The organism is Tenacibaculum sp. AWR4_210 (assembly GCF_056160945.1).
In genome coordinates, this window is sequence record NZ_JBSWYF010000001.1 from 231,770 (window position 1) to 247,160 (window position 15,391).

The following is a 15,391-nucleotide window of genomic DNA, read 5'->3' on the forward strand; positions in this document are numbered from 1 at the left end:
AATTTGATTTATATGTGCTGCTACCGCTACTTTTACCGCAATAACAATTAAAATTTATACATATGAAATTTACAAGACAAGCTACAGCAACATGGAAAGGAACTGGGATGGAAGGAACTGGAGTACTTTCAACACAGAGTGCAGTACTCAACAATACGGCCTACTCTTTTCATACGCGTTTTAAAGATGAAAAGGGGACGAACCCGGAAGAGCTTATTGGGGCGGCTCATGCTGGCTGCTTTGCCATGCAATTAAGCTTTTTAATCACGGAAACAGGAAGGACGCCCAAAGAGTTAACTACTAGGGCTAAGGTCTACTTTGAAGACGGAAGCATTACGCGCATCACCTTGTACCTCAACGGGGAAGTGCCTGGAATGTCAGAAAAGGATTTTAGAGAGCTCGCACAAAAAGCGAAGGAAATATGCCCAGTATCAAAACTGTTAAGCACTCTGATTGAACTTGAAATTACCTATGTTACCGCTTAAATATTTATGACGAATACAAAATTACCCTAAAAAGGAACTAGCAACCTGATTGGGGTATATTTTTTTAACTATTTACAGGTTTTTCAGTTAATTAAATCAGTACACGTATAGTTATTGAACACCGGATAAAGGCAATATGGTTGCTCCCTAATAGCAATGTATCAGAGACTTGAAAAGAACGATAATTTAACTTTATGAAAGATGAAAATAAGACGTTATACCATTCAGATTTTGAGAATTTATGAAAAAAATTAAGGTAGTAGTTTATCGTTTGCAACGTTGATATTCCCGTTTATTCCGTAAACAAGCAATGCCTTTCCAAACATCATTTTCCTTATTAAAAAACGTTTTACCTTTTTATTGTGCTATAAAAACAAATTATTATGATACAATTAATTAAGAGCTTCGAAACCTTTGTCAATGATGTTCCAGAACTAGTTAAAAACTCCAATTACAAAACGAAATATTTTATTCAACGATTACACATTTCCAAGCCTACCTTTTACAGAAAATTAAAAGACAATAGCTTTACTGTTGAGGAATTGGTGTTACTTGGTGAATTACTGTTTCCAGAAGAATACTATGATTGGCAATTAAAAAATAAATTAAAATTACACAATCAGGATTCCTAAATGATTCATTTCTAGGGATACCTATGCTGGCAATCCTATACTGGGGCAATTTGTTAAATACGAACCTTATTTTTTTCTAAAAAGCTGTGAAATTAGGACATTATGTATTTTTTATTTTGATGCCTATTGAGAATAGCATCATCAGTACGCTACAAAAGTTGTTCCTCTACGAAATTTTGATATTGACCGAGTGCTTACTACCATTTAACGAATATTCAAGATTCAAGTAATGCTTTCTCGCTACTTTTGGATAAAATTAAAAGAAAGTAAGTAAAACCCAAACAGTAAATAATATAACTTGTCAAGTATTTAGAGTCCTCCCTATTTTGAGCTTCGTTTTACGAAGCTCATTTTTTTTGAAATTTTCAATCAAATTCGTTCAGTTAGTATTTCCAAAAGATTTTCTTTTTTATTATATTTGGTTAATAACCAATCTTTTAAAACGTCCCCCACATGGCGCTAGTTCAAAATCAACAACTCAATAGGGTGGTTGTACTTCACAGTCAACACACCATTGGAAGAGATAAAAACAATACGAGTGTATTTACACAAAGTGATATTTCAAGAAAGCACGCAATCATTTTTTGGGAAAATAATCATTGGCAATTGACAGACTTGAGTAGCAATGGTACTAAAGTAAATGGTAAGTTGCTGCACAGAGCGACCTATACGCTAAAGATGAACGACGAAATTCAGTTTTCTTCGAAGTCCAATGATGTTTGGACCATAAGCAATTTAGATGCGCCACAATGCTATTTTAAAGAACTTGATGGAAGCTCGACCCTTTGGATTCACCCCGATGGAGAACTCTTGGAATTAGGAGCACAAACCTATGCGGTTTTTAAAAACCTAGAGCAGTTGTGGGTATTGGATAACGGTAGTGAAGAAGTTGTTCTGGAAGAAGGAATTGCTTATACGTTAAACGGTAAAAAGTTCACCTTTACTATAAACGAGGCCATGGAAAATACGCTTTTAACGGCCGATATTACAAAAAATGCATGCTTCAAATTGTTTTTGAGTTTTGACGAAGAACAAATCATCTCAAAAATTGCCATCAATGATTTAGAACTGGATTTAGGAAATCGTGTATTTAACCACTTGTTATTGTATTTAATACGAGAAAAACAAAAGGATTTGAGTTTTGGAGTAACTGATACTTCTTGTGGATGGGTATACATGGATGATTTGAACAAAGCCATGAGTAAAGAATTGCTCAAAGAAGTGGATGCTTATTATATCAATACCTTGATTCATCGCTTGAGAAAATTTTTGATGAAACTAAAGCCCTATGGTTTTTTATTCGCTAACATCATAGAACGTAAAAAAGGACAACTGCGATTCGGACTGTCTAAGTTTGAAATCAACAAAGAAAGAGCCTTGGCATAAGCTCAGACTTTACTACGCTCACTAATTTAACCTACACTACTATGAATGCGGAACTCAAGTTAGCGCATGGTTTTGAAGGAACCTTGCAAAACTATACCATCATTGAACAACTCGGCGAAGGTGGCTACGGTACGGTTTACAAAGCCATACAATTATCAACAGGGCAATTTGTAGCCATAAAAACAGTCAAGTTTAATAGCGATACGAACGCTATTGACCGACAACGAAAGATCGCTCGATTTAGTAGAGAGACTGAAATTTGCGCTGCATTTAACCATCCTAATATCGTTAAACTTTTAGATAAAGGTTTATTGTCTAACCAAATACCTTATGCTGTTTTTGAGTATGTTGAAGGAGAGAGTTTAAAAGAGCACCTCGTAAAAAATGGCGCTATTACTCCTGAAAACATGGCTATTATTATGCTTCAAGTGTTAGAGGCCTTGAGCTGTGCTCATGCAAAGGGAATTGTTCATCGCGATTTAAAGCCTGCCAACATTATGGTTCGTAAACTGGCTTCTCAATGGCATGTTAAAGTCCTTGATTTTGGTATTGGCGCGTTTTTAGAAGACGCCGTTTTTCCCGGTAATAAGGAGTTAACAATGACACAGGATGTTTTAGGAACTCCTAAGTACAGTGCTCCCGAACAATTGAGAGGTGAACCCGTAACCGCTAAATCGGATTGCTATGCTTGGGGCTTAATTACCATCGAGTGTCTTACAGGTAATCCGGTGTATAATTTCACCTCCATTGCAGAAATATTTCAACAGCAATTGGCCGATGAAATGATTCCTCTACCAACATTTTTGCTAGGCCACGATTTGGGAAGTCTGCTAAGGAGAGTACTAGCAAAAAGTCCATTAAAAAGACCGGCAAATGCCAATGAAATATTACGAGAATTCAATGCCTTAAATTTTTCCAGCATTATTAGACAACCCGCAGGCAAAAAGAGTCAATTTTCTGCTGAAGAAACTGCTGTTACGGAGCATTCTAATTGGTCGCATAGTGACAGTTTTAGAAAGCAATTAACGGTTTTGTCCCTGCAGTTGGATTTGATTACACCACAAGATACTCCCAGTGATATTGAAGTGATTGAGACCGTTCTCAAAGATCAATTGAACCTATGTAAAGACACGGCATCCCGTTTTGGTGCTACCGCATCTAAAATGTACCTCAAGTATTTAACGGTATTTTTTGGTTATCCAGAATCGAGTGACACCGACAGTAGAAGGGCTGCTAGAGCCGCGCTGGAATTGGTGTCGGAGGTTCGAAATAGATCACAAGTTTTAGAAAAGCGTTACGGTATCCGCTTGGAAATTCGAATTGCTTTGCATACTGGAGTAGCATTGATTAAACGAAATAGATTGCCAGAGGGGATGGTCGCATCAGAGGCATTTTCAGCGCTTTTACAAACAACAGCCAATCGTATTTTTGTTACAAAGACCTGCCACAAACTGCTGGTTCCTTATTTACATTTTAAGGGCCCCTTAAAAGAAGGACCCGATCATTGTTATGAATTACTTGGAGAAAAAGGCTTGGAAGCCTACGATCGTTTAAAGCCCAATGCAGGTTTAACTGCGTATTTTGGAAGAGAAGCCATTTTAAAGCGTCTTACAGCGAGCTGGCATGCCATTGCGGACAGCGCCAAGAGTTATTGGATTCAAGGACAAGCTGGAATTGGAAAATCACGGTTACTTTTTGAGATTGAGAAATCATTTATATCTCCGCGAGAACGCTATGTTCAATTCACCTGTTTACCGGAAAATAGTCATGTGGCATTGGCCCCGTTTTTATATTGGTTTAAACTACATTGGGGAATTCGAAAGGAAAATGAAGAAGCTATAAATCATCAAATTATACAGGAGGTTCTCGAGAAACTTACTATCGATGTTACCCCGGCAACGATGGCTGTGCTGTGTTCGTGGCTGGGAGTGCAATTACTAGCTAAGGAGGCACCGAATTTACAGAGTGCCGAACAACAACGCATTTTAATGTATGAAGTATTGAGATTATCTATTTTTGAAACAGCGAAATCTGCTCAAATCCTTGCGATAGAAGATGCGCATTGGATGGACACCATGAGTAAGGAGTTTTTAAATTACCTGCAGTCCAATGCTTTTCCTATTCCTACCTTGTTGTTAGTGAGTTCAAGGACCGAAAGAGACAAAAACATATTGACGGGAACTTGGGAAACAGCACTTCTGAATTCGTTAAGTGAACAGGAAACGGAAATTTTTGCGCAAGAGTTATTGTATCCGCATACTGCCAGTGCTGATGTACTCAGTTTAATTGCGCAAAAATCTGATGGAATCCCATTATTTATAGAAGAATTAACGACTGCTTTAAAGGAGCAGCGAAAGCTTCAATTAAACGAAGGTAAATTCATTTTGGCTAAAGAGGTTGATTTCCTGATTCCCTTAACCTTAAACGACTTACTCAATGCGAAATTGGAAGGATTGGGGCCTATAAAAGAAACAGCCCAACTCGCTGCTGGAATAGGAAGAGCCTTTAGTTTAAAAGTACTTCAGACAGCCATGTTAAAAGACGCCAGTAGCGTTTTGAGTGATTTGAATGTCATGGAACAACAGCAGTTGATTGTAAAGCAACGTTCTGTAAAAGGAACCAAATACCTGTTTAAGCATGCCTTAATTCAGGAAGCGGCCTATCAAATGATGTTGCCCTCTCAACAAAAGGAAGCGCACTGTGCTATTGCGGAAGCCTTGCTTACCATGGAGAATCACATGCACAAATTACACGTTATAGCACTGCATTTCGAACGTGGTGAACAGGATGAAAATGCCCATGAATATTGGTATCGTGCAGCATTGGACAACCGAGAACGATCGGCATCGTACAGTGACACGGTGTTTTTCCTGAATAAATCTCTTGCTTTGCTGCCTAAACTAGCGAATAAAAATAATTGGGTAGAACGAACGGTTGAAATTCACAGGTTGCTTGGTGATAGCCAACTCTACACCAGCGGGTTTACTTCTAAAGAAGTAGAAGATAACTGCGAAAAAGCCTTTCAGCTAGCGTTCGCCAACGACATAGATCCTGAATTGCGATACCAAGTTTTAAATAGTCGCTGTTTTAATAAAATCAACCGAGGAGATCTGCGAACCGCTAAACAAATTGTTGCCAAAATTGCTGAAATTTCTGAGGGAAAAGTCGGATTATCCAGTCGTGTAACTGCACTGACCAACGAAGCCTATGTCGCTTATCTTGAAGCTGACTTTTATGAAGTGCTCAGGCTGGTGAAGGCTATTGATGGATTGATAGCTAGTAAACGTTTGGCGAGTTATGAAATGACCATTATTCACAATTGGATTGTCGTCAAATGTTTTGAATTTATCTCGAATACTGCTTTAGGCAATACAGCCTTGGCAGAACAACAAATTGAAGAGGTATTGACGCGTACGGAAGCGTTAGATTTTAAAGATATGATTGCCGGTGTTCACGGGCAAATATCATCGGCATATTTGCTGCTCCATTCTTTTTTAGCGACCGATACACACTATTTAGAAAGGGCTACTATTCACGTTGAGAAAGCTATAGAAATTGCAGATCAAAATGAATTGGCATTTATTAAATCGTTTGGCCTGCTCATGAAAGCGGGGATTGGTCTTTTGGATGGTACCTATACTTCTGAAAAAGAATTTATTGCTAAGTTTGAAACTTCGGGTTTGCTCGTTTTTAAAGAGTGGTACTATTTGTTCGTGATAACGTTTCACTATAAGAGAGGCGAACATATAAAAGCTCAGGAGCTCGTACATCAAGGAATCACTGCCGCAAAAACCAGCGGTATTCACTTTTCACTCGCTTATTACCATTTGTACAATGCCTTACTCAGCGAGGAGCTCGAAAGCTCAGAAGTCGAAGCGCTGTCATTATTGGCACTTGAATTCTCAGAAAGTAGAGGCTTAAAAACGATTTCAGATACTATTCGACAAAAATATTACCCTAATATACCGACATCATAAAATCAAATACAATCTTAATAACTAACCTAAAACTAGAAACTATGTTAATACACTTAATCTCAGATTTGATGAAAAACAAAGAATTAAACGCTCAATTCCAAACAGATCCTGTGAGTGTTTTCAAAAAATATCAAATTGAGGCAAAAAACCAACTAAAAAAAGAGGGGATAGAGGGGATCTCTGAAGCAATTACCGAGGAAATTAAAAACTTCTTTTCTCATGAAACTCCCATCTATGGTTGGCCAGGTGGAATTATGGAAATTTCTTCGATTGAGCCGACACAACGATCTGCAGGAGAGGCTATTGGAGAAGTTATAATTCACGGGCAATCTTTCAACGATATTGAAAATGAAAAAGAAGTCAATATCGTATTAATTTCGGGGGCTATGAAGCAATATATCGCAAAAGATTTCCAAATACTCTCCGAAGAAAAAATAGCTGCATCCTTTCCGTATTCAATACCTGCCGGAACCTATGTTTTAGCTATCATAAAAGAGGAAAGCGTATTAGCGAAGCTCCCCAATGCGTTAACAGTAGCATAATGGAGCACGGATTAGAAACTTTATTAGAATACTCCAAACCTTATCTAGGGAATTCACTAGTTTCAATAGAGCAATTGGGCTCTATTGAAACTTTGTGTTCTGGCCTGCCTGCTATTTTTCACAACTGTTATTTGGAACTTCGCGAAACAGAAGAGCGGGTTGATTTCATCGCGATGGCTCAAAAATGGAACGTCCAAAAATTTTTGAATATGACCACAACTTCTGCTATCGAAAAATCGCGTATACTGAAAGCCTGGACGGCACAAATTCACCTGCCTATGGTAAGCTATGAATACGATATGATAGTCGGTCAATCAGTGAACCCCATGCTTATGTGGACCTTAGACGACGGCTATATAACGCATCGGAAAAAGGCTACTACGAAAACCGACATATTAGACAAAATAGATCGTTGTTTTCGCTTAGAGCAAGTAACCTTTGATCGGAATACCATCACTGAATTGAATAATTTTGTCACAGCGCTCAAAGTACCGATTCGCTTATTACATTTCGTGAATTTACGTCAACGCGGTTTGGAAGCCTTTAGAATCGTTATTGGTTGTCAAGTCAGTACTTGTTTTGAAGTCCTAGAAATATTGAATTTAGATTTCAGCTTATTAGCGTTTAAAAAATTGCTCAACATCCTTCAGAAGTACCCATTGGGAGTTTCCTTACAACTCACATTTCCACGACTAGAACGCAGGTCTTTTGGTATTGAAGTGTATTTTTCAAATCCACAGGCCTTTGAACAAAACAAGGTTCGTTTAGTACAATTTTTTACAGAGCTCGAACAAGCACAGCTTTTGAGTTCACATAAAACCAAAGCGCTCATTTCTTGGTTGGGAAAGACAGTTGTTACAGATGAGATAACCCCTTATAAATTAGAAATTTTGAGAGACTTAACGATTAAATTCGTTTTTCACCGAGATCAGCCCATCGAAGTCAAATTTTACTTAGGAATTAATGCCACGTACAAACTTTTTTAACAGCCAATTATTGCTATTGATTACAGCGTTGAGTATGTCATATTGCTCGACAAAAACAAGTTCACCCAGCACGAAAAACACTGCGTTGTACAATGAATTGCAAACCTTCGATTTTATTCAAAATGGAATGTACGCAACGGGAATTTCTTGCGCAGACCTCGACAGAAATAATTTTATGGATATTGTGAACAGCAATGGCAATGACATGGCGCCCAACCCCTTAACGTATTATCCCAATTGGGGATTAAGTACGGGGATACCGTACCCGTATATTCCCAATTATACACAACAAATTGGCTTTAATACCCGGTTGCAGTTAGGAGACCTGAACAACGATGGTTGGACAGATATCGTGATGGTAACGGTATTTGATAAGGAAGCTTTACATACAGCGGCTTTTAAACAGCAACACGACGTACATTACTTTGATATTCACAAACCGGGATCGCTTAAAATTTTCATGAACAACAAAGGGAGTATTCCGAATAGCGCTACCTATGAATTAACGATGACCAGTTTCCCTTTTGACATCGATTTAGGAGATGTCGATGCGGATGGCGATTTAGATTTATTAGTTGCTTATTTATGGCAAAAGGGAACTTATAACACCCCTGTGGGTGCCCGCGCTGAAATTTTTGAAAATAGGGCCGGAAAAATCACTCAAAATACACTTTGGAGGTCTAAAAATGCCTACCAAGCCTTGAGTACTTCGTTTGCGGATATCAATCAAGATGGCTTGTTAGATGTCGTTTTAGGTGTCAAAGCTTTTAAACGAGGAGACAATGGTATACATGCGTTTTTAGGTAAGACTGAAAACGATCATTTTACTATCGATACACTACCTGAATGGAATTATGCTATCCAAAGCTCCTTAAGTGCTTTTAGTTTGAATATTGGCCTCTTAAGAGAAGGAGGGAGCCCACCTGAAAAAGAGGATGTTTTTTGTGTCGTTGGAGCACAATACATGGCAAATCAAGGCGTGACAAAACAGCTGCGTACTCCGGGAGTAAAGCATTTGGCAGCTACTCAAAATGAATCGGAAGATTTTTATGCCATTCGATTTTCTGACAGTACTTGTCTGTGGAAAACAGAGGCTAAAACTTTACAAGTTCGAGAACCTTCTTTTGCGGCCATTGGCGATGTGAATAACGACGGACTCGCTGATTTGGTATCGGGATTTTTTAAAACCGCAGATGGGTCATTGAATGAAGGAGGTCCATTTTTTGTGTTCAATGGGAGCCTGACACCGGAGCAGCAATACACTTTCAATGAGAGTTTCCGTTCCAAAACCTTGGGCGTTCACCAAGAAATATCTTTGAGTTATGCCGGAAATTGCGATCCAACACAACAAGCAATAGTTCAGGAAAAAGTTTTCGTGACAAAGGTCCAACAAAAGGGTACTACGATTAGTATTCCGTGCAATACTGTCATGGACATTGTAGGAGTAACACTCGAAGGTAATGAAGTATCAAGAGCGCAATTCAGTTGGTCTACGAACTCAAACCTGCTTACTTTATCAAAAAGTGCTGGTTGGACCACAGGGGCAGCACTTAAGATCCGATACCTCACCACGTTGAGAAAGGATATCTTTTTGTCGTATTGGAATGCCAATAAAGGAAATAGTATTTATTTCAGTTCTTTTCAAAAGCAGCCATAACTCAATACAACGCTTATACATTTTAAATTTTAATACGCCCTTTTTCTAGTGCTTTGTTTCCCGTGGTTAACTTTGAACAGATCGGGGCGATTCCTGCTACTGTAAAGTTTCAACGTTGCACGGTTCATCAACCTCTCATGGCGCTGCACATGACTGCAGAAAAAATCAAAGGAATAATGCTGTTCGGTTTGCAGTTATTTGGCGGACAAAGCGAGGGAAATTACTATACTACCACCTAGAAAGAATCAAATTGATGATATAATGTGATATATTTTTTTGACTCTATTTTTCCGAATTTTATACTAGTAATGTTTCAAATGTGAGGCCTCAATGAAACGTATAATTTATAAACAAGCATAAGAAATTGAAATCGATGACTTATTGCTTGTACTAACCAAGCTAAAAATTAATAATCATGGCTACACAAAAACCAATAATTCATGCCAAGTACTTTATTGGCGTTAAAAACCTAGCAGGGGGTGTTTCTCTTACCGCAGATTTAGTAATTCATTTGGATGATAACTCAGTAACGGGATACAGTCAAGTAACACAAGCTACTCATCCAATGTTAGATGTAAAAAGTAGAATTTCAGGAGAGTTTAGCAGAGTCGATATCAAAGATGAAAATATCGTGATCATTACAGCAACAGGCTATCCGTATTTTAACTGGCCTCCTGGTTTTGGTCCTGGTCCAGCAGTGCAGCCAAATCTTCGACTAAAAATGATTTTGGACAAGAGTGCACAAGTGGGGGTAGCAACCTTCTCTTACCTTGACAATCGTTCGGAAGTATATAAATGGGAAACTCAAAAAGATGTTCCTGTTCATTTAGAGAAAGTTGCACAACAGCTCGAACAAGAGGAAGCCGTAAATCAAGCATAAACTTTAAAAATAACTATTATGACAAATACAGAAGTATACAAAGAGCATGGAATAGGAACCGACAGTGAGGTTTTTGCTCCATTAATGGACGAAGTGTTTAGTTCGAAATCAAGAGTGTTTAAAACTATTGAAGATATTGATCAGGTAAAAAGAACATCAGGAGCTACCAACGAAACTTGGTTGGTTTTCACGAGTAAAGTGACCTGGCCAGGACCACAGTATCATTTACAAGGAGGGCCTCAAGAAATTCCTGCAAGAGTAGGGATTAGAGGGATTCCAATCGATAAAATTAAGGTGGATATCACAGAAGCCTTTGAATTAGCAGCCAATGTAATGCACAGAACAAACTGTGGAGATACCTTTGTTGGAACTATCGATTTATTTTGGCCTTTAACTGCACCAGGATTGAATCCTGAGCCTAGTTATGTTTTTACTACTAATTGTAATAATACCATCACAGTAGGAGCCTTTACAGGAAATGTACATTTTAACTAATTATTGCAACGGTAACTCCCGAAAGGGGCAATAATAGCGCACCCTCCTCAGCTACAACTGAGGAGGGTATTTGATGTACACAACTACTTTCGTTAGTTCTTTTTCCGCAATACACTCGCAAACTTTAAACCTAATCACATGGACACTGTCTTTAGAGAAGTGAAAATAGAAGCCTTTCCGTATTTGGCACCTTTGACAGGTAAAATTCCGGGAACAAATCCAATACGTCTACAAACCAATACTTTTGGCTACCCGACAGGGATGCAACGAATAAGTATTCCTCCTGGTTACTTGGTAACACCTCATTTTCATCCCGATTCGAATGAAACTACCTTATGTCTTCAAGGTAGGGGAAAAGTAGGGCTGCTATTGCCAGATAAAAATTCGATTGGCGGCCATTTTGAAGAGCGTTGTTTTCAAACAGATGATGTAGTTTTTTTACCTCAAGGATTTCCTCACTATTTCATAAATACAGGCGAAGAAGCATTAGTGTTACTGGCAACCTTTGATAATTTTCAGTTTAACACCATAAACTTTACGGATCTCTTAGCTCAATTTCCCAAACAGGTTCTTTCTGCAGTACATAGCAACTCGAATAACAAATCGATAATTGCGTATTAAAGGGGATAGTACAAAAGGCTACATCGTGATTATGACATACGATGATATATTTTTTTCGATAGATAATTAACAACTTTGCTTTGGTTATTATGCTGCTTTGCCAAGCGAAACAGTGCTGTTGTAACCAATCAAATTACTAACCAATAAAACTCAATAGCTTATGGGTGCATGTTCAAAACAAATCTTTAACAATGTTTCAGAAGCCTCTTGGGATCAGCTAAAAACCGCTGTGAAAAACCAATTGGGAATTGTCATTACTAGCGATAGAGGTAGCGACTCAAAAGACGGCTTCACTATTTCATGGAATTACGCTGCAAATCAGCACGAACTGGCTATTCAATGTACAGATTCTCCTTGGTACGTGCCCTGTTCTCTCATCAACGGAAAAATCCACGATCTCGTCGAGGGCATTTTACACGGAGCCTCTAAGGAGTTGACAGCAATGCTTTAAGTACAATTTCACTTTTCTTAATCATTAAACTAAGTACACTATGAACCACAAAAATGTCTCCATTCAACTGTTTAACGATTTGAATCGTTGTTGGGAAGCGTATCCTAATAGTAAACATCACGAAATAGCCCTGAACACGAAAGATGTTTCCAATCAAGACCAAAAATGGACAATTATTGACCATAGAATCACGGTAAACACGCGTAATTCTGGTGCTAAAGTAGCGGAGTGCTACCCGAAATCCAATCGTCTTGAAACTTCAAAAAACGATGGGGGAAATCAGGATCAAGTATTTCAATTTGAACCAGTACCTGAGGAACCTAATGTGTTTTATATCAGTTGTAATACCAAAAATCAGGGAAAGTTGTACGTCTATGGAAACTCAGAAAACAAAGAAGGCATTGGATTGCGTTCTTTCAATGAATCTGACACAGAACTCTACTGGAAAATTAATTAATATTTTCCAGTAATGGGTACTATTTGCACTATCTCCCTAGTATATGGGGAGATTTTTTTGGTTTAGTGACCCCGTTAATTTTAATAATTTCTTTATCGCAATCAAGTTGCAATAAATTGGGTTTTTGTTATATTTGCAACCTAGTTGCTTTAATGTTTCTAGAAACTATTAACTATAAACCTAAATTTATGATTACAGAATCACATGTAACAGCTGCCCAAGAATCTTGGGGACAAGGAGTAGTGGCCATTGGAGCACTGCTCGAAAATTTTGAAGCTTGTAAATCCTATGCTACTGATTTTCTGGATTCACATTATGCTTTTGGATTATCTAAAGTACTTTTTAAACCGACTAAATGCAGTCAACAACAGTTCAGAGCAACGCGTGAAGAAGCTCTTTCCTATTTTATCGCTGGAGACGATAGGGCTTGCAATGAAGATAAGGGTTTTGCTCTTGCACCGTGGACGAATGTCAGGTTTGAAAATACCGGGATAATTATTGATGAACAACGTGCCATTGCTATGGGAAATTACTACTTCACGGATACAGATGGCAAAGAGGCAAAAGTTGAATATACCTTTGCGTATCGTTTAGTGGAGGATAGTTTATTAATTGATGTTCACCATTCATCTTTTCCTTATAACACAGTAGAATTAATTAATGCATAAGCAATTATATTTTATCTGTCCTACGGACTGCTTAGAACCATTGATTAACAAATCATTTTCCTCTGAAAATTATTTTTACACCTCATTAGGAAATTCAATAGCCTCCGAAATTCAATACAATGCTCATCTCTTAGAACTGATTAAAATAAAAAATATCAAAAAAATTCGTTTGGTGTTGTCTGATGAGAATCGATTGGTTTTGGAGGCCTTAGCAGGTATCAATTATAATGGCATTCAAGGAGTGTCTCATTTTGCCAAGGAATTTCACCCTGAACAGCAAGAATATTGGTGGAATAGTCAGACCATGCTTTTATCGGTATTATCAAGCTATTTACGCAAGGTAATTGCACGCATTCATCAAGAATTACCGCTCACCTCGACAATTGATATTAAAGGGTTGATATATCAAAGAACAGCAAATCGATTTCTCGAAATCTACCCCGAGTTCCTGTGCTTGAAAAAACGTGACTTAAATTAACAAATGACATATAATAGAAGAAAATTTTTGACCTTTCTAGGAAAGGCTGGAATTGGAGCAGCAGTACTTCCGCACGCTTTTTTGGCTTGCAATACCGCCACAAAAAACACGAAGAACAATGGTACTAGCGCTGGAGGTTCCTTCGATTTTAAAGGACTGGAACCGAGTACAGATGACGAACTCAAATTGGCCAACGGACTGCGATACCGTCCTATAATAAAATGGAATACTCCGATAAACGATCAAGACACCTTTGGGTATAATAACGATTTTACCTGTTTTTTGCCCTTGGATAGTCAAAACCCTAAAGACGGTCTTTTATGGGTGAATCACGAGTACGTAAATAGCTTATTTGTTTCTGGTTATGACCGTCACGATAAGGAACAAAAACGTAGTATAGCGCAGGTAGACAAAGAGATGTACAATGTTGGAGGAAGTATTATAAGAATTCAACAAAACGCTGCTGGGCATTGGAATTTAGTAGAAAATGATGCCTTTAATCGAAGAATTACAGCCAAAACTCCCATCGAATTTAATTGGGATGTTCCTATCAAAGGAGCTAGGGAAGCCATAGGTACGCTGAGCAACTGCTCGGGAGGTATAACCCCTTGGAACACTTTTTTGAGCTGTGAAGAAAATTACGACAATTGCTTTGGAGAAACGATGTACGATCAGGACAACGTTCCTAGTCATATGCCGAGTAGTTATGGATGGGAACAGTTTTACGACTATCCGCCTGAACATTACGGTTGGGTAGTTGAAATTGAACCCTTAACCGGTAGCGCACAAAAACACGTAGCCTTGGGGCGTTTTGCTCATGAATGTTGTACGTTTGTTTCACTGAAAGACAAGCGCGTAGTTGCTTATAGCGGTGATGATAAAAATGACGAACACTTGTATAAGTTTATCGCTTCGAAACCCGAATCGTTAAAAGAAGGTACTTTATATGTCGCTAGTTTGGAAAAAGGGCAATGGCTTGCCTTAGACTGGGACAAACACCCCGTTTTACAACAGCGCTTTGACAATCAGACAGAAGTACTTATCAGGGCACGAGAGGCGGCCAAACTTTTGGGAGCAACCCCGCTTAACAGGCCAGAAGATATTGAGATAGACCCAGTAACGGGAGCTATTTTTGTCAGCTTGACCAATAATAAAAAACGAGGTGATTACCACGGATCAATCTTAAAAATAGAAGAAGCTGGTGGACGCTATGATGCATTGCGATTTACTTCAAGTACTTACAAAGCGGGCGGAGAAGAAACAGGGTTTTCCTGTCCTGATAACCTCGCTTTTGATCAAGTTGGAAATTTATGGATGACATCAGACATGTCGGGAAGTGCCATGAATAAACCAGATAACGCATACACGAATTTTAAAAACAACAGTCTTTTTGTGATTCCTCGTTATGGAGATAGGGCCGGAGAGGTTATTCGAGTGGCAAATGCTCCCAGCGATGCTGAATTGACCGGGCCATGGTTTGCTCCAGACGGAGACACGTTATTTTTAAGTGTCCAGCATCCTGGTGAACAAACTACAGATTTAACAGCACCAACAAGTCTATGGCCGTTTGATAACGATGGAATACCAAAGTCAGCGGTGGTAGCTATCCAAGGACCTTTACTGGGATATTTAAGAGCGCTGCCTACAAAAGAATCAAACTCTTAAGAGCTGATTAA

Annotated in this window: 15 protein-coding genes; all 15 read left to right on the forward strand. The window is 38.5% G+C overall.

What is annotated here, in order from left to right; genetic code table 11:
• The first annotated feature begins 62 nt into the window (after window positions 1-62).
• The 15 genes from ACXAG7_RS00970 to ACXAG7_RS01040 all read left to right on the forward strand — a co-directional run bounded on the left by ACXAG7_RS00970 (window position 63) and on the right by ACXAG7_RS01040 (window position 15,380).
• Window positions 63-485 (forward strand): OsmC family protein, encoded by a 423-nt coding sequence (locus ACXAG7_RS00970; protein ID WP_476665633.1) that lies wholly within the window; start codon window positions 63-65, stop codon window positions 483-485.
• A gap of 383 nt (window positions 486-868) precedes the next feature.
• The gene (locus tag ACXAG7_RS00975) at window positions 869-1,117 is read left to right on the forward strand and encodes a hypothetical protein (protein ID WP_408043646.1); all 249 of its coding nucleotides are present in this window, start codon (window positions 869-871) and stop codon (window positions 1,115-1,117) included.
• 453 nt (window positions 1,118-1,570) lie between these two features.
• Entirely contained in the window at window positions 1,571-2,503 is a 933-nt protein-coding gene (locus ACXAG7_RS00980) for an FHA domain-containing protein (protein ID WP_476665634.1), read from the forward strand.
• Between the two features lie 41 nt (window positions 2,504-2,544).
• Complete coding sequence (locus ACXAG7_RS00985; protein ID WP_476665635.1) at window positions 2,545-6,480, forward strand: protein kinase domain-containing protein; 3,936 nt, start codon at window positions 2,545-2,547, stop codon at window positions 6,478-6,480.
• Between the two features lie 41 nt (window positions 6,481-6,521).
• Entirely contained in the window at window positions 6,522-7,022 is a 501-nt protein-coding gene (locus ACXAG7_RS00990) for a hypothetical protein (protein WP_476665636.1), read from the forward strand.
• Entirely contained in the window at window positions 7,022-8,008 is a 987-nt protein-coding gene (locus ACXAG7_RS00995; protein WP_476665637.1) for a hypothetical protein, read from the forward strand. Before ACXAG7_RS00990 ends, ACXAG7_RS00995 begins: the two co-directional genes overlap by 1 nt.
• Window positions 7,986-9,665 carry an FG-GAP repeat domain-containing protein gene (locus tag ACXAG7_RS01000; protein WP_476665638.1) on the forward strand — a complete coding sequence of 560 codons (1,680 nt, stop codon included), beginning with the start codon at window positions 7,986-7,988 and terminating at the stop codon, window positions 9,663-9,665. The genes ACXAG7_RS00995 and ACXAG7_RS01000 overlap by 23 nt, the downstream gene beginning before the upstream one ends.
• A gap of 415 nt (window positions 9,666-10,080) precedes the next feature.
• Window positions 10,081-10,545, forward strand: a complete 465-nt coding sequence (locus ACXAG7_RS01005; protein ID WP_408043652.1) for a DUF1842 domain-containing protein — start codon at window positions 10,081-10,083, stop codon at window positions 10,543-10,545.
• 18 nt (window positions 10,546-10,563) lie between these two features.
• Window positions 10,564-11,040: a hypothetical protein gene (locus tag ACXAG7_RS01010; protein WP_408043653.1), complete on the forward strand. Its 477-nt coding sequence runs from the start codon at window positions 10,564-10,566 to the stop codon at window positions 11,038-11,040.
• 138 nt (window positions 11,041-11,178) lie between these two features.
• Window positions 11,179-11,661: a cupin domain-containing protein gene (locus ACXAG7_RS01015; protein ID WP_476665639.1), complete on the forward strand. Its 483-nt coding sequence runs from the start codon at window positions 11,179-11,181 to the stop codon at window positions 11,659-11,661.
• 160 nt (window positions 11,662-11,821) lie between these two features.
• Complete coding sequence (locus tag ACXAG7_RS01020; protein WP_476665640.1) at window positions 11,822-12,112, forward strand: hypothetical protein; 291 nt, start codon at window positions 11,822-11,824, stop codon at window positions 12,110-12,112.
• Window positions 12,113-12,152: 40 nt separating this feature from the next.
• The gene (locus tag ACXAG7_RS01025; RefSeq protein ID WP_476665641.1) at window positions 12,153-12,569 is read left to right on the forward strand and encodes a hypothetical protein; all 417 of its coding nucleotides are present in this window, start codon (window positions 12,153-12,155) and stop codon (window positions 12,567-12,569) included.
• A gap of 188 nt (window positions 12,570-12,757) precedes the next feature.
• Entirely contained in the window at window positions 12,758-13,237 is a 480-nt protein-coding gene (locus ACXAG7_RS01030) for a hypothetical protein (protein ID WP_408043657.1), read from the forward strand.
• Window positions 13,230-13,715: a hypothetical protein gene (locus tag ACXAG7_RS01035; RefSeq protein ID WP_408043658.1), complete on the forward strand. Its 486-nt coding sequence runs from the start codon at window positions 13,230-13,232 to the stop codon at window positions 13,713-13,715. The genes ACXAG7_RS01030 and ACXAG7_RS01035 overlap by 8 nt, the downstream gene beginning before the upstream one ends.
• Window positions 13,716-13,718: 3 nt before the next feature.
• Entirely contained in the window at window positions 13,719-15,380 is a 1,662-nt protein-coding gene (locus ACXAG7_RS01040; protein ID WP_476665642.1) for a PhoX family protein, read from the forward strand.
• Window positions 15,381-15,391: the final 11 nt, after the last annotated feature.

Bases quoted from the DNA above. Each gene is read 5' to 3' on its own strand.
- ACXAG7_RS00970 (WP_476665633.1), top strand. From the start codon at position 63: ATGAAATTTACAAGACAAGCTACAGCAACATGGAAAGGAACTGGGATG.
- ACXAG7_RS00975 (WP_408043646.1), top strand. From the start codon at position 869: ATGATACAATTAATTAAGAGCTTCGAAACCTTTGTCAATGATGTTCCA.
- ACXAG7_RS00980 (WP_476665634.1), top strand. From the start codon at position 1,571: ATGGCGCTAGTTCAAAATCAACAACTCAATAGGGTGGTTGTACTTCAC.
- ACXAG7_RS00985 (WP_476665635.1), top strand. From the start codon at position 2,545: ATGAATGCGGAACTCAAGTTAGCGCATGGTTTTGAAGGAACCTTGCAA.
- ACXAG7_RS00990 (WP_476665636.1), top strand. From the start codon at position 6,522: ATGTTAATACACTTAATCTCAGATTTGATGAAAAACAAAGAATTAAAC.
- ACXAG7_RS00995 (WP_476665637.1), top strand. From the start codon at position 7,022: ATGGAGCACGGATTAGAAACTTTATTAGAATACTCCAAACCTTATCTA.
- ACXAG7_RS01000 (WP_476665638.1), top strand. From the start codon at position 7,986: ATGCCACGTACAAACTTTTTTAACAGCCAATTATTGCTATTGATTACA.
- ACXAG7_RS01005 (WP_408043652.1), top strand. From the start codon at position 10,081: ATGGCTACACAAAAACCAATAATTCATGCCAAGTACTTTATTGGCGTT.
- ACXAG7_RS01010 (WP_408043653.1), top strand. From the start codon at position 10,564: ATGACAAATACAGAAGTATACAAAGAGCATGGAATAGGAACCGACAGT.
- ACXAG7_RS01015 (WP_476665639.1), top strand. From the start codon at position 11,179: ATGGACACTGTCTTTAGAGAAGTGAAAATAGAAGCCTTTCCGTATTTG.
- ACXAG7_RS01020 (WP_476665640.1), top strand. From the start codon at position 11,822: ATGGGTGCATGTTCAAAACAAATCTTTAACAATGTTTCAGAAGCCTCT.
- ACXAG7_RS01025 (WP_476665641.1), top strand. From the start codon at position 12,153: ATGAACCACAAAAATGTCTCCATTCAACTGTTTAACGATTTGAATCGT.
- ACXAG7_RS01030 (WP_408043657.1), top strand. From the start codon at position 12,758: ATGATTACAGAATCACATGTAACAGCTGCCCAAGAATCTTGGGGACAA.
- ACXAG7_RS01035 (WP_408043658.1), top strand. From the start codon at position 13,230: ATGCATAAGCAATTATATTTTATCTGTCCTACGGACTGCTTAGAACCA.
- ACXAG7_RS01040 (WP_476665642.1), top strand. From the start codon at position 13,719: ATGACATATAATAGAAGAAAATTTTTGACCTTTCTAGGAAAGGCTGGA.